An 18070-nucleotide genomic window follows, 5' to 3' on the forward strand; every position below is an offset into this window, starting at 1 on the left:
ACATTGCGTCAGCGGCCATAGCCGGCTTCCACACCCTGATCTTCTGCCCAAAAGCTAGGATCTGTCCGGAATTGAGCGCGCCAGCCTAGCCGGACGCTCAAAACTATTCTTGCCCAGTCTCTTCGCTTCATCCGGGCTACGATTCGGCGATAATCAACAAACAATCCGGAACGTCGGAGGAACTCGATGCCTCTCCCGCTTGATCCCGCGATCGAGAAGATCATCCCGCTGCTGCCGCTGCGCGATCCCAAGACCATGACCCCGCAGAGCGCGCGGCAGCAACTGCGCGATCTCGCCGCCGCGCGTGCCGCGATCCCGCCGCCGCTGGTCGAGCACGTGAAGGACATCAACGTCGCCGGCGGCGCCGGGCCGCGGCCGGCACGGGTCTATCGCAACGGCAGCGGGACCGCGCCGACGGTGGTGTTCTTCCACGGCGGCGGCTGGGTCGCGGGCGATCTGGAGACCCATGACCGGCAGGCGCGCAATCTCGCCATCGAAACCGGCGCGGTGGTCGTCTCGGTCGACTATCGCCGCCCGCCGGAGACGCGCTTTCCCGGCGCGTTCGAGGATGCCTTTGCCGCGGTGCGCGACGTGGTCGGCCGCATCAGGGAATTCGGCGGCGATGTGGCCCGCGTCGGCGTCGCCGGTGACAGCGCCGGCGGCAATCTCGCTGCCACCAGCGCGCTGGCCTGCCGCGATGCCGGGATCAGGCTCGCCGGGCAACTCTTGGTCTATCCGGTCACCGACGTTGTCGGAAATTTCGCAGACGGCAGCGAGAACGCGCGGTTCCCGTCGCGGGATGAGAATGCGGAAGGATACTTCCTGTCCCGCGCCGTTATGGAGTGGTTCTGCGGGCATTATCTCGAAGACCGCGGCCACGGCGCCGACTGGCGGGTCTCGCCGCTGCGCGCGAAGAACCTCAAGGGCGTTGCGCCCGCCGTCGTCACCACCGCCTGGTTCGATCCGCTGCGCGATGAGGGCGTGGCCTATGCCAATGCGCTGCGCGGAGCCGGGGTGCCGACCTGGCACCATGACGGGCAGGGCCTGATCCACGGCTATTTCGGCCTTGGCGATGCCTCCGACACCGCGCGGACCGAGGCGCAGCGGGCGCGGGCCGATTTCAAGGCGCTGCTCGACAAGGGCGTGTAGTATCAGCCGACCGCGCGCACGCCTTTCGCGAACGGGCTGAGGCCCAGCCATTGCTGCATCGAGCGGGCGATCGTCTTGTCGCCGGTGAGCTCGATGTCGCCGCTGGCCACCTCGCGCTCCAGCGTCGCGATGCCCATCCACACTGCGGTCATCGTCCGCAGCGGGCTCGTGACGTAAAGATCGACGTCATAGCCGGGATCGGTCAGGCAGAGATCGACGGTTTCGCCGTCGATCACGAGCCACCAGGATTTGCGGTCGCCCGCCAGCTCCGGATAGATGAAGTTGATGGTGCAGCGGCGCGGCGGCAGCAGCTCGGGGCGCAGGTTCCGCCGCATGTCCCACATCAAAAGCGACGGATCGAGGTTCTTCAGCGACAGCGAGGACTCGACCCAGCGCTGGGCCCAGAAGCCGAGCGACATGATCACCTCGCGCAGATCCTCGCCGGCCTGCGTCGGCCGATAGTCCATCACGCCCGGCTGGCCCGATGGCGTCACGCTGATCAGCCCGGCCACCTCCAGTTCCTTCAGCCGCTTCGAGAGCAGCGACGGCGACATCCGCGGCACGCCGCGCCGCAGATCGTTGAAGCGCGTGGTGCCGCAGAGCAGTTCGCGCAGCACCAGCACGGTCCAGCGATTGCAGACGATCTCGGCTGCCATCGCGACCGGGCAAAACTGCCCATAGCTTCCGCGTTCGGTCCTGTCAGGCAATCGGCTCCTCCAAAAATGCGGGCCCCGACCGGGGTAGTACAGAAGTGATAGCGCGTGACCCGGTGTGAGGCCCGAAGCCGCGGCAGAAAACGTAAGCGTTCCGGACGCGGTGGAGACCCTGATCGATGGCCACAGCGTCGCAGTACAGTTCCTGAACTGGAGCGCTCTTTGCGGCGGAATTAGGCTCTCGACGGTGGATATTCTCAATGATGGAGAGTGTCATGAGCAGCAACGCAGCACACAGTCTCGATGCGTCAAAATCGCGCAGCGCGGCCGAGCTCGCAGAGGAGCTTGGCCCGGTCTTCGCGCGCCGCGCCGAGCAGGAGACGAACGAGGACAAGTTCGTCGCCGAGAATTTCGCGGACCTGAAAGCCGCAGGCCTGGTCGAGGCCGGCGTGCCGGCCGAGCTTGGCGGCGGCGGCGCCGATGTCGACGAGCTCGCCGAGATGCTGCGCACGCTTGCGCATTATTGCGGCTCGACCGCGCTCGCCTTCTCCATGCACACCCACCAGGTCGCAATTCCCGCCTGGCGCTGGAAGGTGCAGAAGGCGGCTCCCGTCGAGCCGCTGCTCCGGCGCATCGCGAGTGAGCGCATCATCCTGCTCTCGAGCGGCGGCTCGGACTGGATCGGCGGCTCCGGCCGCGCCGAGAAGGTCGACGGCGGCTATCGCATCACCGCGCGCAAAGTGTTCTCGTCGAGCTCGCCCGCGGGCGACCTGATGATGACGAGCGCGGTGCTGGAGAGCGAAGGCGAGCCGGCGACGGTCTTGCACTTCGGCGTGCCGATGACCTCGCCGCACGTGAAGGTGCTCGACAATTGGCGCGCGCTCGGCATGCGCGGCACCGGCTCCAACGATGTCGCGATCGAGGGTCATGTGGTGCCGGAGGCGGCGGTGGCAGCGAGGCGCAAGGCCGGCGAATGGCATCCGCTGTTCCAGATCATCGCGACCACGGCGTTTCCGCTGATCTACTCGGTCTATCTTGGCGTCGCCGAAAGCGCCCGCGACATCGCGATCGCAACCGCGAAGCGCAAGACGCCGGACCAGTATGCGATCCAGCTCGCCGGCCGCATGGACACCGAGCTCGCGGCGGCGCGGCTCGCGCGCGAATGGATGCTGGCCGCTGTCAGGCTCAACGCGCCGTCGGCTGCGACCGTCAACCAGGTGATGATGGGCCGCCAGCTCGTGGCGCGGCATGCGATCGCAGCGGTCGAATATGCGATGGAGCTCGCTGGCGGCGCCGGCTTCTATCGCGCGACAGGATTGGAGCGGCGCTTCCGCGACATCCAGGCGGCGCGGTATCACCCGCTGCAATCGGGCCCGCAGGCGCAATATGCGGGATCGATGGCGCTCGGCCTGCCGGTCGACCGGGTGTATTGAGCGCCGCGTTGATGAAGACTGCTCGCGGTCGCGCCGCGCTCGTCGTTGCGAGGCAGGCACTCCATTACGCCGCCGCCGGCGTTGAATGGATCGCCGCCTCGCTCGCCGGGCACATGATGATGACGGCCTATGGCGGCGCCACATTTTCATTCTGGTTGTCAAAGAGCCGAGCGGATGTGCAGCTTCGTTCTCGCGGCGGGAAACGCCCGAGGCTTGCTGCCGTTTCACCCTCTTGAAGAACGAGAGGGCGCAGGGAATGCTGGGTGCCGGTCGCACCCGTGGGCCCCGTGCAACAAAAAGCACGGGGGTAGGACCACAGGTACAGCCGGAGCATTCCAGCATTCCCTGCGCGATGGTTTTACGGCTTACTTCGTGCTCTCCTCGGTGACCGGGCTTTCTTGCCACCGTCACCTCTCGCGCGAAAAACTCCGCGCAAAAGATTTAGCGCCAGCGTCGGGGCGCCAGGACCACACGACTTCGCCGTCCGCGGATGCTGCGTTCGTCGATCGCAACAGCCGCGTCCACCGCATCCCACCGCAACGTTCGTGACGATCGCGATCCGCCCCTCATCCTGGGTGAGACGCGCGGAGTCATAATGCTGATTTGCCCGACGACGGAAGCGGAATATTTTTCGCGAGAGGGGTGGACAGGATTTCAGGTGATTTGCCCGTCGGGCTGATTTGTCGCATGCGCTGCTTCCAGTTCGTCGCTGTCGCTCCTCGCAATGACATGGTGCCGGTCTTGCTGCCAATCGACAGCAGCACCGCGGCGACGATCATCACCATGATTCCACCAAGGCTGAGCGCAATCTGCATCGCAAGCCCGTCGGAAATGTCGAGCAGCGCCACGTGACTGGCGAACGCCAGCAGAACGCCGAGGCAATAGATTGGAAGCGAGTTCTGGCCACAGCGTATCGCGCCGCGCATCACCGGCGTCGCCAGCCCTGGCCACTCGCGAGGCACGAACCATGCAGCCACGATCGCAAGAGCGAAGAAATGCAGCAGTCGGAAGGGGCTGAGATTCGATTTGTCCATCGGGAACAGCAGATTCGTCAGGGTCCGCGGAACCAGCGGCTCGAGCGGCTTGATGCTTAAGCTCAATGTGATGATCAGGCTGAAGGCCAGATAGACGACGGCCAGGACCAGCGCCGCGCGCGAGGTCACCCGCGGCCGGAATCTGTTTCCCTCGATGACCCACCAGGCGCCAAACACAAGCAGAAGCTGCCAGGCCAGCGGATTGAAGAACCAGACATTGTGCGGCCAGGCGGGAACGGTCCAGCCGAACATGTACACGAGCCCATACAGCAACAGCGAGGCGCCAAGGGTCACGTTCGGGACTCGCAACAGCAGCCACAGAAGCGGTGCGAACAAGACGTGATAGATGACGAAAACCGGCAAGATGTCGGCGTTGACGGGACGGTATTGCAGGATCGCAGCGTGCGCGAGCGTCGCGCCCGGATCGTCCAGCAGAATGCGCGTATTGGTCTCGTCGGCAAGATGGTCGTGGCCTGCAAGGTAAACCATGATGACGCAAGCGAGCGTGAGCAGCAAAGATGCAGCATATATGTCCCATCCTCGCCGCAGCGAACGGCGGAGCACGCCGCTCCAGCCCTCGCGCTGGCGTGCCCTGCCGTAGGCCAGCGCGCAGGTCACGCCCGAGATGAACATGAACACTTCCGCGGCGTCGCTGAAGCCGTAGTGCCGCAGTGTCAGCCAACTTCCGATGTTGCTGGGAACATGGTCAAGAAAGATGCACCATAGCGCGATGCCACGGCAGGCATCGATCCGCAGGTCACGACCAAACCCCTCGAGTTCCGGCAGCGGTTCGCCGATCAATCGCTTCGAGATGTGAGTTCGATCATGCATCTGGTAAGCCTGTGCGGCGTGCGAGAGCGCTCTCCGTCGAACTGAGCTCGACGAGACCGCGGTCGCTGAAACGCCTTTGCATGTCAGGTCGCGGCGATGCATCAGGAGTGTGCGGGCGCCGGGCGGGTCACCGACCTTGACCGATGCGGTTACGAGGCCCGGCTATTGGACGATTGCTTCTTTCTCTGCGAGGCGGTTGCCGCCACCGCGATCACCAGAGCCGGCCGGATCGCCGGCGTCGCAATTCGCTTCCCGCACTTCGTCGCTCGCAACCGTAATCAGAAGCTGTTGCCGCATTTCGGCGAGGCGGGCGCGGCAATATTCGCGGTAAAGCAGGTCTAATATGATGGACATGATCGAATCCTCGCTTGATCATTACCGTCGACATTCCACGCATTTCGCCCGCGGCCGAAAATGATTTGTGCCGGCAGAGGTGCGCCGCGGATCGTTGAGTTCGATCAATCGCGAACAACGTAGTAAAACGGCACCCGCGCCTGCAGGCGCCAGCGATTCCCGAAAATGGACGTGATGGCGGCAACGAGAAATAGAGCTGTCACGGCTATCTCTCCTTAAAGGAGATTTTGCGTCGACTTTCGCAATAATATTATGAACCTAATTTTCTGGCCGCTAAGTGAGCCAACTCACATCAGCATCGCTCACGGGTGAGTGAGACTAGCAGGCGGACACTGCCGTTTCTTGGACTTCTGCGCACCGCGTAAACGAAGGTCGGTGCGCGAATAGCAAACTATAATGCCGGCGCTTGTTTGTTGGAGCACTTTGTCCGGATATTTTATCAACGCTGGGAGAGTCGTCATGTCGACCGGCGCAGCCAATTTCGAATCGTATCGATTCTCAACGCGCGAGCTCCCCGAGCGGATGCGCATGCAGCTATGGCGCGAGAACTTTGCGAGAGCCATAGTTCACGCCGATATAGAGCCTTTGTCGGACGTTCCGTTTCGTGCCGAAGCGACACTGCACGCGCTTCAGGGGTTGCGCACGATCGCTCTGAAGGGTTCGGCGATGCGCTTCGAGCGGTCGCAAACCAATATTGTCGATGGCGATGATTCGATCGGGCTCATCATCAGCTCTCCCGGCAGGAGTGAGCTGTCGCAGCGCGGCCAGGAGATCGAGCTTCGAGGCGGCAATGCAATCGCTATTCTGCATTCGGAGCCCGTCACTGTCAGCTATCTGGGAGGATGGCAATTTGGTCTGGCCGTGCCGCGCCCCGCGCTTGCATCGCGCGTGACCGATGTCGACGACCTCGCCATGCAGCCGATTTCACACCGGAGCGAAGCGCTCCGACTTCTCATGACTTATGTGAGGTCGGCATTGAAGGAGCGCACGCTGGCGTCCCCCAAGCTCCGTGAAGCGGTCGTCAGTCACATCCAGGATCTGGCGGCGCTTGCAATCAGCGAGCGCGCTCCGTTGGGTGAGAGCAACGCGAGCGCAGTTGTGGCTGCGCGGCACAGCGTCGCTCTCGACCACATCGCCGCGCACTTCCAGGATCCGGAGCTCACCCTGGAGGTCGTCGCCGATCAGCAGCGCATCTCGCCCCGTTACCTGCAGCGGCTGATGGCGTCATCCGGAACGTCGTTCACGGAGTGCGTGAATGAACTGCGGCTGCAAAGGGCGTTCATACTGCTGAACGAGCCAAACGACGGCGCGCGGCGAATTTGCGACATTGCACTGGAAGTCGGCTTTTCGGACATCTCGCATTTCAACCGGTTGTTCCGGGCCCGCTTCGGCGATTCGCCACGCCGCGTGCGCAGTGCGCGGAAGGGGTGATGGGGGCGCGTGGCCCCGATCCGCGCGTGCGGCGAGCGCCGCGCAGCATGGGTCGTCGTAGGTGCTCGTCGCTGTCGTCCTTCGCGATGACGGCACCACACCTCACGCCGCTTCCGGCGGAGCCTGCTCGGTCGGCGCTTCCGGCATCGGGAAGGTCTTGTACTGCTTCGGCACGTTGATCGGCCGATAATCCTTCACCGCCTCCATCCGCTTCAGCACCGACTCGTGGATCACGGCATCCTCCGGAATCAGCCGCGGCTCGGCGTTGGGGATGTAGAAGCCGAGATACGATTTGCGCTCCGGCCATTCCTTGTAGGTGGCCTTCTTCGGCAGATATTCCATCAGGCGCCAGCCCCATGTGATCCGGTCGTGCAGCTCGCCCGCCACATCAGGCTTCACGTAAGTGAACGGGCTGCCCTTGCGTTTGACGCCCCAGGCGAGCTGCTTCACCATCTGCATGTTCACCGTCAGCCCGGATTTGCAGGCCTCGTCCAGCATCCAGAGCAGCGGATATTTCGACAACGCGCTTTGCGCTTCCGGATAGCTGCCCCCGATGTCGCCATGCGCGCCGGCGAACCACACCTGCAGAATGTCCTGGGCTTCGGCCTTCTCATCGGGGATGAAGCGGTTGCTGAAGAAGAGCTGCGGCTCGTCATACGTCTTCAGGCGGAACATGCAGCGCCGCTCGTCGATCGAGATCGCCTGGCGGAAGGTGCGGATGCTCGGGTTGCGCAGCGTGAAGGCGAGCTCTTCCAGGCTCGGCCAATAGAACCGGTCCGGCCGCGGCACGAACACGCTGGCGACCGTGTCCCAGACGCCGACGAAGCGGATGGTCGGCCAGCGCACCGAGAGGATGCGAGCGAATTGCGCCGCGTTGTCGAAGCGGTCGGTCGGCAATGGCCCGAACTCGTCGCTCGGCGGCGGCAGCGCCCGCAGGGTCGCGTCCGCGCCGCCCCTGCCGTCATCGGAGAACTGCTTGTAGGCGGTGAGCCCGCTGCCGGCGAGGTTGACCTGCTCCGGCGAGATCAGCCCGATCTTGTGGATCAGCCCGGCCAGCACCCGCACGGTATAGGCGCCGCGGGAATAGCCGAACAGGTAGATCGCATCGCCGTCCTGGTAATGATGAACCAGGAATTCATAGGCCGCGAGCACGTTGTCATCGAGCCCATAGCCGGTGGTGAGCCCCAGGATCGCAGTGATTTCCTGCTTCAGCTTCTGCCACGGATCCGGCCGCGCCAGCGTGCCGACGCCCGGATCGTAATAGACGAACTGCCGCGGCTGCGTCTTCTCGGTCTTGCGCAGGCAGCGATAGAGCTTCAGGACGTTGGAGATGTTCTCGTTGATCTCGTTCCCGGTCCCATCGCAGCAAATCACGATGTTCCGCATGGCGAATCCTCCCCTGCTACCTGAGCGAGTATAGCAGAAGTAAAGGCGTAGGGTGATGCCGCTTCGGATATTCGCCTGTTTCGCCCCTACAACACGCTACTGCACCTAAGCGCGCACCTCAACGGTTTCACTTGGAGTGGGTACGTTCGCCTCTTCAACTTTGAACAACTGTGCGACAAGGACGTCTATTCGGCGATCAATTTCGGAGATCAGTCGATTTGTTACCTCGCGTTGGTGTTCAGACTTGGCACGACGTAGGTCCATTTGCAGGGCGGCCATTCGATCAACTAGTCCCACCAGTGTTACTCGATCTCTTGATCCAATCGACCTCGGATATGGCAGTTCACGGAGGTTATTGATCACTAGCTTTGGAAATAGAGTGCGCGCTCCCTTGACCGCTCGCGCCTTGTAATAAATTGAAAATGGAGTGCTGTTGAGCACGCCCAGCAGGCACTTAAGTTGGTCCAAATCGTTCTCGTGATGTAGAACGTTGAGAACGCTCTTGTTGTTCAGAAATTCATCTGTTGCTAGTGCTGCACGAATGCAGTGAGGCAGCCTTCCTGTTATTTCCCGAATGAGAATTCGAGGTCTGGTGAAAATCTGTATTTCGCGAGGCTGTGATAGCCACGGGCCGTACTGCATCCACATTCCGGACCAACAGATATTGTATCTGTTGACATCGCCGCCCTGCAGATATCGATATGAGTCTTCATTCTCTCGCCGGTCCCGATCAAAGACGTGGTTCGCCACGTCTTCTGCAGTTTGAGGGGGAGTTCCTTTACCTCTCTCGTAGGCCTGAAGACCTGTTCTGACGTCGAACACGTCACCGATGCATCTAGATGACGCTTGAATGCCGGACAGCAGGACTGTCTGGCGAGAGTCGCTATCTATGTGTATGCGTCCGTCGTGTTTGACCCACATCTTCGCGTCTGAGAACGATTTCGCGGTCAACGTTAGTTCGCTGGACTTGGCGATCCGCTGAGTTTCGATGCGGCCTGTATGAGGTTTACCCTGGGCGACAAAGATAGATGGCTCCATAGACACCCGACGAAACGCCGAAAAATTCATATCCACGACGGTCAGTAGTCGCGGGATGTATAGCTCCCGCAAGAACTTTGCGCTCTCGATAGTGAGCCACGAATTTGGGACGATGAAGCTAGCCCTGCCATCCGGTCTAACAAGGCTGAGTATCTTCTCCATGAACAACATGAACGTGTTTTGCTTATCCCACGAGTGTTTGAAGTACTCGTGGTAGTACTCTTTCTCATGCGGGAGCATTAGCTCGCGAGCGAATATGTAAGGCGGATTGCCGAGAACTACGTCAAAACCTTTTCCCTCCTTTAGAAATGGGAAATTCTCCGCCCACGAGAATGCATTAATTCGATACTGCTCTTCTGCGCCGAAGAAATCGAGGTTTGCGTCAGAATAGAAGTCGGGTGCAATCAATGAATTGCCACACCGAATGTTGGCGCCGAGATCAGGTAACGGACGGGAGCGAAAGAAGTCCATTTGTCGTGCGAGTCCATCGCCGCTTTCTCCTTCCAGCACCTTAAGCAAGAGAGAAAGTTTGGTAACCTCGACGGCTTGCGGGTCGATGTCGACACCGAAGATATGATCTAAGAGTATTCGCTTCTTTTCCTCGATGGTGAGCGCCCAATCGCCGGTTGGAGAGACATGCAATTTAGCATTCTTTCCTCTTGAATGCTTGTGAGGTCCGTCTTCGACGTACCTCTCACGATACCAATCCAAGAGATACTGATAAGCTTCGATCAGAAACGATCCAGACCCGCAAGCAGGATCTAAGATTCTTAAGGGACTCGAATCGCGGCGTCGGCGATCCTGCCCGGATGCTTCGGAAGGCGTCCTGTTCTTCAGGAGCGCCGCCAGCGTTTTGAGCACGATATAGCGTACGATGTATGTTGGCGTGTAATACACGCCTCCGGCCCTCTTTACTTCAGGCTTCTCATCAATCGTAATTCTGTTTCGTTCGATCTTGATCGTCTTTCCGAGAAATCGTTCGTAAATCTGACCAAGTATGTCGGCAGGTAAGACGGAGAACTCGTAGGGGCTATCGGGGTAGTAAAGGCTCTGGATGATGCGTTTGATCGTGATATCATCAATCTTCAGGTCGAGCGAAAATGTGTCGAGCGTTTCCTGCGCCCCGTCACCCTTCCTGAAGTGAAATAATCCCGAATTGTAGCGATCGTCAGCTTGTCTAAAATACTCGCAGAGTCTTGAATAAAGATTCTTGCCTTCTTTCAAAAGCCGTAACCTACCGTACGGCTCCATGCCGCGGTCCTCAGCAATCCTAAGGAAGATAATTCGGTCGATAGTTCTTTGGACTGCTGCATTCAAGTCGCGCGTATCGAGGGTCGAATTTCGCAGATGAATGTTACGCGAGAGTGCCTCTCTCCACTTTTCAATGTCTTCGAGAAATGCATCATCAACCTCCGTCGTTCCTCTCTTCTTCGAGGAGTCCGATGCATATTTGTCGAATGCGCCTTTTAAGATCGCTTCGCGTGAAAACGTTGCAGAAAGGTCATCCCAGCTGTCGGCGTACTCGTCGTATTGAATGTGCAAGATTCTGGCAGTGCTCGCTTTGTCTGATTTTTCTGGCTTGATCCGACAATCATATACTGCGAGCGTTCTAAAATTAGTTAGAATGGATATCGGTAACTTCGCGCTCCACGCGTATCGACGAAGTTGGTACGCTGAATCTGCATCCTCCGTGATGTTTTTTGAGGGCTTCTTCGCTTCCAGAAAAAACTTGCGAGTTCCGCCGATGCGAAAAGCGTAATCGGGAGCCTTGGAGGTGTCGCCTATCTTAAGAGAGTCTTCATGAACAACGTCTTTGTAGGCTTCCGCATATCCACTCGTGTTCTCAATGTCCCAACCGAGTTGACGAAACATTGGATCAATAAACTCACGACGTAGCTGAGCCTCATTGTAGCGCGATGCTAAGTAGGCTTCTTTGTTGTGTTCGAAGCGCTCTACGAGTTCGAGAATTGCGGACGGGACGGACATCTCAACCTTTGACGAATTGTTAGTTGCTGCGCGCGGCAAGCCACAAGCGGGCAACGAAGGAGGATTCATGGAATCTAGCGAAAGGACATCGATGCTCCAAGATCAACTGAACTGGATAAAGGGTGTCATACCGCAAAACAGATATGGACGCTTTTTCAGCTCCAACAGAAGCCGGGGCTCAGCTGGAACTGCAGGAGATTGCTTCATACAGCACAATGCAGCCTCAAGTAGCAATCCGATTCAGGCGTCGCGTCCAATGTCTCGTTTAGCGAACGGCACGAGTAAAGTTTAGTTGGAAAACAAAAACGGCCGGGTCTTTCGACCCGGCCGTTCAAACTCGCGAAACCGCTACTCTGATACAGCGAACGCTCAGCTCGCCTTCTTCTCCGCGGCCGCCGTCCGCTTCTTCTCGATCTGGCGCTTCAGATCCAGCGCCCTCGGCGAGAGGTGTGCCGCGTTCGCCTTCAGCAGGAAGGCGTCGAGGCCGCCGTTGTGGTCGACGCTCTTCACCGCGTTCGAGGAGACGCGCAGGCGGATGTTGCGGCCGAGCGCTTCCGACTGGAAGGTGATGTTGCAGAGGTTCGGCAGGAAACGCCGCTTGGTCTTGATGTTCGAGTGGCTGACCTTGTGGCCCACTTGCGGGCCCTTGGCCGTCAGTTCACAGCGCCGGGACATTGTTCAAATCCTCTTCCATCCCCGCTAAGTAGCAGCGCGCGCCGCGCGCGGCGGGGGTCTAAACCTTACGTCCATTTTCCAGGAACCGCGGACGTATAGGGGGTGAGGTGCAAAGCGTCAAGGTTTTATAGCTTTTTCGGGCTTCGTTCCGGGGCTCCGAAACTTCCAATTTGACGCGTCTTTCCCGGCGCAACGGTAAAAGGCTACAGGGCCCGAAAGCTGCGCGTTCACAAGGCCGTTCGGTGCTTTAACCCACCATATAAAGGGCGTATTCAGGCCCGTTAACTGGTTCCGTATTCGCCCGCGTTGCCTGCCGGTCATTGCTTCCTACATGATCTTTCGGCGCCGACGACAGGATCGTTAAGTTTGTGAGCATTTTCAGCGGTTTTCTACCCTCAATGAGGGAATCCTGGCTGTTGTGCGCCGGCGCGCTCTTCATGATGTGGCCGGAGGGCGCGCTCGCGCAGGGACGGCTGGAGGCACAGTATGAGGCCTCGCTGGCCGGAATCGCGGTCGGTAAGGGAAGCTGGGCCGTCGAAATCGGCGATGACACGTTTTCCGCCACCGCGCAGGGCGGCACCGCTGGGCTCTTGAAGGCGTTTGCCGGCGCCAACGGGGTCGGCGGGTCGCAGGGGCGCGTGGTCAACGGCGCGCTGGTCGCCTCGGGCTATACCGTCAACTATATGAGCTCGAAGAAGTCCGAGGTCATCCGGATGGTGCTCGGCGGCGGCAGCATCAAGGAAAGCACCATCGAGCCGGAGCCGCCGGTCGATCCCAACCGCATACCGGTCACCGAGGCCCACAAGAAGAACGTGTTCGATCCGATGACCGGCTCGCTGTTGCGCGTGCCCGGCACCGGCGAATTGATGAGCCCGGATAGCTGCCGCACCAGCGCGGGCATTTTCGACGGCCGGCTGCGCTACGACCTGAAGCTCGATTTCAAGCGCATCGAGATGGTCAAGGCGGAGCGGGGCTATCAGGGGCCGGCGCTGGTCTGCGCGATCTATTTCACGCCGATCGCGGGCTATATCCCCGATCGGCCCGTGATCAAGTACCTGGCGGAAGCGCGCAACATGGAGATCGCCTTCGTGCCGGTCGCGGGCACGCGCGTGATGATCCCGTTCCGCGTCAAGATCCCGACGCCATTCGGGCTCGCCATGCTGGAGGCGACGTCGTTCGTGACGTCGGCCACGCCGCCGCGGGTGGCGAAGACGCAGTAGCCATGCACACTGTCATTCCGGGGCTCGCGTTAGCGAGAACCCGGAATCTCGAGATTCCGGGTTCGATGCTGCGCATCGCCCCGGAATGACGGAGAAGCAGGAATCCTGTTGACTCTTTCCTACTTCTGATTCGACTCCGCACCCTCAGAGATTTTAAGGAATTTGCCCGCGCCGTGACCATCCTCAAACCCGATCTAGTGCTGGAACCGAAACGCCTCCGCGAGATATTGCGGTGAACGGAGGAGAACGGCGGTGGAGTCAGCGATTCGGCCGCGATTCGTTCTCAACTCGTTCCGAAGCTTAAGCAGCAGTGGGAGGGCCGTCGCATTGTGAGACAATATCCCTAGATATCGCGCCGCGAGCGGCTCAAGAAACGCCTAAAAAAAGCATCTGGAATCATGGCTCTTTCCTCTCCTCCCTTCGCCCATGAGCGGGCGCCCGGCGCCGGCGTCACCGCCGTGCTCGGGCCGACCAATACCGGCAAGACGCATCTGGCGATCGAGCGGATGCTTGGGCATTCGTCCGGGCTGATCGGGCTGCCGCTGCGGCTTTTGGCGCGCGAGGTCTACAACAAGATCGCCGATCGCGCCGGGAGCGAGAGCGTCGCGCTGATCACCGGCGAGGAGAAGATCAAGCCGAAGTCGCCGCGGTTCTGGGTCTCGACCGTGGAGGCGATGCCGCGCGATCTCGACGTCTCGTTCCTTGCGGTCGACGAGATCCAGATCGCGGCCGATCTGGAGCGCGGGCATGTCTTCACCGACCGCATGCTCAATCGGCGCGGGCGCGACGAGACGCTCTTGCTCGGGGCTGCGACGATGCGCCCCATCATCGAGCGGCTGCTGCCGGGCGCCTCCATCATCACGCGGCCGCGGCTCTCGACCCTCGAATTCGCCGGCGACCGCAAGATCACGCGACAGCCGCGGCGCACCGCGATCGTCGCGTTCTCAGCGGATGAGGTCTATGCGATCGCCGAACTGATCCGTCGCCAGCATGGCGGCGCGGCTGTCGTGCTCGGCTCGCTGTCGCCGCGCACACGCAATGCGCAGGTGGCGATGTTCCAGAACGGCGACGTCGATTATCTCGTCGCCACCGACGCCGTCGGCATGGGATTGAATCTCGACGTCGATCACGTCGCCTTCGCGTCCGACCGCAAATACGATGGCTATCAGTTCCGCCGCCTGACGCCGGCCGAGTTTGCGCAGATCGCAGGCCGCGCGGGGCGTGCGACGCGGAACGGCACCTTCGGCACCACGGGGCGCTGCGCGCCGTTCGAGCCGGAACTGGTGAACGCGCTGCAGAACCACACCTTCGACAGCGTGAAAATGCTGCAATGGCGCAACTCGAAGCTGGATTTCTCCTCGCTCGGCAGCCTGCAGGTGTCACTCGCGCTGCCGCCGTCGCACGAGGTGCTGACGCGGGCGCCGATCGCCGAGGACATGCGCGTGCTCGATCATGCCGCGCGCGATGCCGAGGTGCGCGATAGGGCGCATGGCGCAGCCGCCGTCGAGCGGCTATGGGACACCTGCCAGATACCCGATTACCGAAAGCTGTCGCCGGCCGCGCATGCCGAACTCGTGACCACGGTGTACGGCTTCCTGATGCAAAAGGGGCGTATTCCCGATGCATGGTTCGCCGCGCAGGTCGACCAGGCCGACCGCGTCGACGGCGACATCGACACGCTGTCGGGCCGGATCGCGCAGGTGCGCACCTGGACCTTCGTGGCCAACCGGCCGGACTGGCTGTCCGATCCCGAACATTGGCAGGGGATCACGCGCGAGCTCGAAAATAAATTATCCGATGCGCTGCATGAACGGCTCACGGAGCGTTTCGTTGATCGGCGTACCAGTGTATTGATGCGCCGCCTGCGGGAGAACTCTGTTTTGAACACTGAAATCGGCAAGACCGGCGAAGTCATCGTCGAGGGGCACGTGATCGGCCGGCTCGATGGTTTCACCTTTGCGCCCGATGCGGCGGAAGCGGGCTCAGACGCCAAGGCGCTGCAGGCCGCGGCGCAGCAGGTGCTGGCGCGCGAGATCGACCAGCGGGCGGAGAAACTGTCCGCCGCGCCTGACGATACCTTCGTGCTGACCTCCGACGGCACCATCCGCTGGACCGGCGATGCGGTGGCGAAACTCGTCGCGGCCGACGACGCGCTGCATCCGCGCCTTCGCATCATCTCCGACGAGCGGCTGACCGGCGCGCCGCGCGAGGCGGTGCAGAACCGGCTCGATCTCTGGCTCAAGACGCATATTACGAAATTGCTAGGGCCGCTGTTCGACCTGTCGAAGGCGGAGGATCTGCAGGGGATCGCGCGCGGCATTGCGTTCCAGTTGGTGGAAGCGCTCGGCGTGCTGGAGCGGGCGAAGATCGCAGCCGAGATGAAGGATCTCGACCAGCCCTCGCGCGCGACGCTGCGCAAATATGGCGTCCGCTTCGGCGCCTATCACATCTATTTCCCGCAGCTCCTGAAGCCGGCGGCGCGGGCGCTGGCCTCGCTGCTCTGGGCCGACAAGCAGGACAATGTCGATCTCGCCACGCTGTCGAATGTGCAGCATCTGGCCTCGAGCGGGCGCACCTCGTTCCCGATCGACAAGGCGTTGCCGCGCGATGCCTATCGCGTGCTCGGCTACAAGCAGTGCGGCGAGCGCGCGGTGCGCGTCGATATCCTGGAGCGATTGGCGGACCTGATCCGCCCCGCGTTGGCCTGGCGCGAGGGCTCAGCCGGCGAGAAGCCCGCGGGCGCGTTCGACGGCCGCGGCTTCGTGGTGACGCAGGCGATGACCTCGCTCACCGGCTCGGCCGGCGAGGATTTTGCGTCGATCCTGCGTGCGCTCGGCTATCGCATGGAGCGCCGCCCGGCGCCGCCGCCGAAGCCGGTGGAGGTGGTCGAGACGGTGTCCGCCGAGACGCCGCCGGTGGAAGCCAGCGCCGAGGCTGCGGCCGAGACGCCGGCGGAAGAGCTAGCCGCCGAGCTGCCCGTCGCCAGCGAACAGGGACCATCCGCGGCGCTGTTGCCCGAAGTCACGCTGGCGCCGGCGCCGAGCGAGGAACCGGCGGCTGCGGTGGAAGAGCCGGTTGTTGAAGCGCCGGCCGCTGAAGCGCAGCCTGAACCTGAGGCGACCGAGCCGCAGGCCGAGCCCGTCGCCGAAGTCGAGGCCGAAGCCGCCGCACCTGAAACTCCCGCGGCCGAGCAGGCTGCAGAGCCGCCGGTTGAATCCGTCGCTGCCGACGAACTGACGGCGGCCGCCGCCGGTGTCGCTCCCGTTGCACCGGAAACGCCAGCCGCAGCGGCGGCGGAGGCGCCGGCCGAGCCGCAACTGGTCGAAGTCTGGCGCCCCGGCGGCCGCTCCGAGGAGCGCCGTCCGCGCCACGACCGCAATCGCCACCGTCACCAGCCGCGCGACGGCGCGCCGGCGGCAGCAGCGGGCGAAGGGGCTGAGGGCGCGCCGCGCGACCAGCAGCGCCGTGGCCGCCGCCATCACGAATTCCGCAAGCCCCGCGAGGATGCGCCTCCCGCGGAAGCCGCGGCCGCCGGCAACGGCGCCCCGCGCGAGGACAAGGGCGGTCGCCGCGAGCGCTTCGAAGGCAAGGGCCGCGACCGCGACAACGAGCGGCGGCGCGATAAATTCTCCGGCGAGCGCAAGGACCGCGACCGTGGTGACCGCGGCGGCCGCGACTTCCGCGACAAAGGCGGCCGCGACAAGGGCCGCGAGAGCGGGCCGGCGCTCCGCCAATACGCGACCTCGGCCCCGCGCGAGCGCGAGCGCGCGATCGATCCGAATTCGCCATTCGCAAAGCTCGCCGCGCTGAAGGAACAACTGGCCGGCAACCGCAAGGACTGAGCCGCGACACACGGGCATGAGGCCGATTGGAGCGCCAGCGTCTCGATAAATGGCTGTGGCATGCGCGGGTGGTGAAGGCGCGCACCAGCGCCGCCGCGCTGGTCGAGGCCGGCCATGTCCGCATCAACGGCGTGCGCGAAAGCGCGCCAGGGCACGCGGTCAAGCCGGGCGATGTGCTGACCATCGCGCTCGATCGCAGCGTCCGCGTGTTGAAGGTGGTCGGCTTCTCCGAGCGACGGGGCGACGCCACCGCCGCCCGCGTGCTGTATGAGGATTTGCAGAACCGCGCGGAGTGATTATCTGCGGTTGGCAATCAGTTGCCCGAAAACACGGCGCCGAATGGCTGGCTTATCTTGCGGCAGCGGTTTTCCTGCGCTACGCCACGGTAGAAACGTAACCCCTCAAAGAATGAATCCGTTTCGGAGTCTTGGATGACTTACGTCGTCACTGAAAACTGCATCAAATGCAAATATACTGACTGCGTCGAGGTCTGCCCCGTCGATTGCTTCTACGAGGGCGAGAACATGCTGGTCATCCATCCCGAGGAATGCATCGATTGCGGCGTCTGCGAACCGGAATGCCCGGCCGATGCGATCAAGCCGGATACCGAGCCGGGCCTGGAGAAGTGGCTCGAGGTCAACAGCGAATACGCCAGGAGCTGGCCCAACATCACCCAGAAGAAGGACTCGCCGCCGGACGCCAAGGAGTTTGACGGCCAGGAGGGCAAGTTCGAGAAATATTTCTCTCCAAATGCTGGAACCGGCGACTGATTCGCGCGCTGTTCCTTGCCGGATCGAAGCCGTCTAGCACGAGGAATCGAGCCATCGTTTAACCCTAATGACAGAGTTATGACCGGTAGTCCCTGGAGGCGGCGGGATTCGGCCCTAAATCATTGATTTTTGCGGAAAATGTGCTATATTGGGCACATTGTCAGAGCCGAACCCGGCCATCCCGATGCTTGGCCCCGTTGGTTTTAGCAAAACATCGAACAGGGGCGTGGCAGTTCCGCGCGCAGGCTGTGTCACAGAAAACGCGTAA

The 18070-nt window shown here is 61.8% G+C and carries 13 protein-coding genes; 7 read left to right on the forward strand and 6 right to left on the reverse strand.

The genetic code is table 11. The features are described from left to right. The first annotated feature begins 186 nt into the window (after positions 1-186). Complete coding sequence (locus I6F35_RS20285; protein ID WP_225119438.1) at positions 187-1149, forward strand: alpha/beta hydrolase; 963 nt, start codon at positions 187-189, stop codon at positions 1147-1149. Positions 1150-1151: 2 nt separating this feature from the next. Here I6F35_RS20285 and I6F35_RS20290 read toward each other — a convergent pair whose 3' ends face one another. Then, on the reverse strand, positions 1152-1805 hold the full coding sequence (locus tag I6F35_RS20290; RefSeq protein WP_225119567.1) for a helix-turn-helix domain-containing protein: 654 nt from the start codon (positions 1803-1805) through the stop codon (positions 1152-1154). Between the two features lie 272 nt (positions 1806-2077). Between I6F35_RS20290 and I6F35_RS20295 the strand changes: the two genes are divergently transcribed. Continuing rightward, positions 2078-3235: an acyl-CoA dehydrogenase family protein gene (locus I6F35_RS20295; RefSeq protein WP_225119439.1), complete on the forward strand. Its 1158-nt coding sequence runs from the start codon at positions 2078-2080 to the stop codon at positions 3233-3235. A 590-nt stretch (positions 3236-3825) separates the two neighbouring features. On the opposite strand, the gene I6F35_RS20300 is transcribed toward I6F35_RS20295, so the two are convergent. Together I6F35_RS20300 and I6F35_RS20305 are read right to left on the reverse strand one after the other, a co-directional pair. Then, positions 3826-5100, reverse strand: a complete 1275-nt coding sequence (locus I6F35_RS20300; RefSeq protein ID WP_225119568.1) for an OpgC domain-containing protein — start codon at positions 5098-5100, stop codon at positions 3826-3828. 162 nt (positions 5101-5262) lie between these two features. Beyond that, on the reverse strand, positions 5263-5454 hold the full coding sequence (locus I6F35_RS20305; RefSeq protein ID WP_225119440.1) for a hypothetical protein: 192 nt from the start codon (positions 5452-5454) through the stop codon (positions 5263-5265). 459 nt (positions 5455-5913) lie between these two features. On the opposite strand from I6F35_RS20305, the gene I6F35_RS20310 reads away from it, so the two are divergent. Continuing rightward, a complete protein-coding gene (locus I6F35_RS20310; RefSeq protein WP_225119441.1) occupies positions 5914-6885 on the forward strand; it encodes an AraC family transcriptional regulator in 972 nt (323 codons plus the stop codon). A 102-nt stretch (positions 6886-6987) separates the two neighbouring features. Here the strand turns inward: I6F35_RS20310 and I6F35_RS20315 are convergent, their stop codons facing one another. The 3 genes from I6F35_RS20315 to rpmB all read right to left on the reverse strand — a co-directional run bounded on the left by I6F35_RS20315 (position 6988) and on the right by rpmB (position 11970). Beyond that, positions 6988-8271: a DUF2235 domain-containing protein gene (locus I6F35_RS20315; RefSeq protein WP_225119442.1), complete on the reverse strand. Its 1284-nt coding sequence runs from the start codon at positions 8269-8271 to the stop codon at positions 6988-6990. Positions 8272-8376: 105 nt separating this feature from the next. Further along, entirely contained in the window at positions 8377-11364 is a 2988-nt protein-coding gene (locus tag I6F35_RS20320; protein WP_225119443.1) for a TaqI-like C-terminal specificity domain-containing protein, read from the reverse strand. Between the two features lie 300 nt (positions 11365-11664). Next, positions 11665-11970 (reverse strand): 50S ribosomal protein L28, encoded by a 306-nt coding sequence (gene rpmB / locus I6F35_RS20325; protein WP_225119444.1) that lies wholly within the window; start codon positions 11968-11970, stop codon positions 11665-11667. 398 nt (positions 11971-12368) lie between these two features. Here rpmB and I6F35_RS20330 point away from each other — a divergent pair, with 398 nt between their 5' ends. The 4 genes from I6F35_RS20330 to fdxA all read left to right on the forward strand — a co-directional run bounded on the left by I6F35_RS20330 (position 12369) and on the right by fdxA (position 17802). After that, positions 12369-13190: a DUF3108 domain-containing protein gene (locus tag I6F35_RS20330; protein ID WP_225119445.1), complete on the forward strand. Its 822-nt coding sequence runs from the start codon at positions 12369-12371 to the stop codon at positions 13188-13190. A 398-nt stretch (positions 13191-13588) separates the two neighbouring features. After that, positions 13589-17032 (forward strand): helicase-related protein, encoded by a 3444-nt coding sequence (locus I6F35_RS20335; protein WP_225119446.1) that lies wholly within the window; start codon positions 13589-13591, stop codon positions 17030-17032. Between the two features lie 26 nt (positions 17033-17058). Next, complete coding sequence (locus I6F35_RS20340; protein WP_225119447.1) at positions 17059-17328, forward strand: RNA-binding S4 domain-containing protein; 270 nt, start codon at positions 17059-17061, stop codon at positions 17326-17328. A 135-nt stretch (positions 17329-17463) separates the two neighbouring features. Further along, entirely contained in the window at positions 17464-17802 is a 339-nt protein-coding gene (gene fdxA, locus I6F35_RS20345; protein WP_225119448.1) for a ferredoxin FdxA, read from the forward strand. The last annotated feature ends 268 nt before the right edge of the window (positions 17803-18070 follow it).

The sequence above is a fragment of the Bradyrhizobium sp. BRP22 genome, assembly GCF_020194175.1.
In the GTDB taxonomy this organism is placed as follows: domain Bacteria; phylum Pseudomonadota; class Alphaproteobacteria; order Rhizobiales; family Xanthobacteraceae; genus Bradyrhizobium.

What these genes read in the sequence shown, in the direction of transcription:
- I6F35_RS20285 (WP_225119438.1), top strand. Translation starts at nt 187, where the DNA reads ATGCCTCTCCCGCTTGATCCCGCGATCGAGAAGATCATCCCGCTGCTG.
- I6F35_RS20290 (WP_225119567.1), bottom strand. Translation starts at nt 1,805, where the DNA reads ATGGCAGCCGAGATCGTCTGCAATCGCTGGACCGTGCTGGTGCTGCGC.
- I6F35_RS20295 (WP_225119439.1), top strand. Translation starts at nt 2,078, where the DNA reads ATGAGCAGCAACGCAGCACACAGTCTCGATGCGTCAAAATCGCGCAGC.
- I6F35_RS20300 (WP_225119568.1), bottom strand. Translation starts at nt 5,100, where the DNA reads ATGCATGATCGAACTCACATCTCGAAGCGATTGATCGGCGAACCGCTG.
- I6F35_RS20305 (WP_225119440.1), bottom strand. Translation starts at nt 5,454, where the DNA reads ATGTCCATCATATTAGACCTGCTTTACCGCGAATATTGCCGCGCCCGC.
- I6F35_RS20310 (WP_225119441.1), top strand. Translation starts at nt 5,914, where the DNA reads ATGTCGACCGGCGCAGCCAATTTCGAATCGTATCGATTCTCAACGCGC.
- I6F35_RS20315 (WP_225119442.1), bottom strand. Translation starts at nt 8,271, where the DNA reads ATGCGGAACATCGTGATTTGCTGCGATGGGACCGGGAACGAGATCAAC.
- I6F35_RS20320 (WP_225119443.1), bottom strand. Translation starts at nt 11,364, where the DNA reads ATGAATCCTCCTTCGTTGCCCGCTTGTGGCTTGCCGCGCGCAGCAACT.
- rpmB (WP_225119444.1), bottom strand. Translation starts at nt 11,970, where the DNA reads ATGTCCCGGCGCTGTGAACTGACGGCCAAGGGCCCGCAAGTGGGCCAC.
- I6F35_RS20330 (WP_225119445.1), top strand. Translation starts at nt 12,369, where the DNA reads ATGAGGGAATCCTGGCTGTTGTGCGCCGGCGCGCTCTTCATGATGTGG.
- I6F35_RS20335 (WP_225119446.1), top strand. Translation starts at nt 13,589, where the DNA reads ATGGCTCTTTCCTCTCCTCCCTTCGCCCATGAGCGGGCGCCCGGCGCC.
- fdxA (WP_225119448.1), top strand. Translation starts at nt 17,464, where the DNA reads ATGACTTACGTCGTCACTGAAAACTGCATCAAATGCAAATATACTGAC.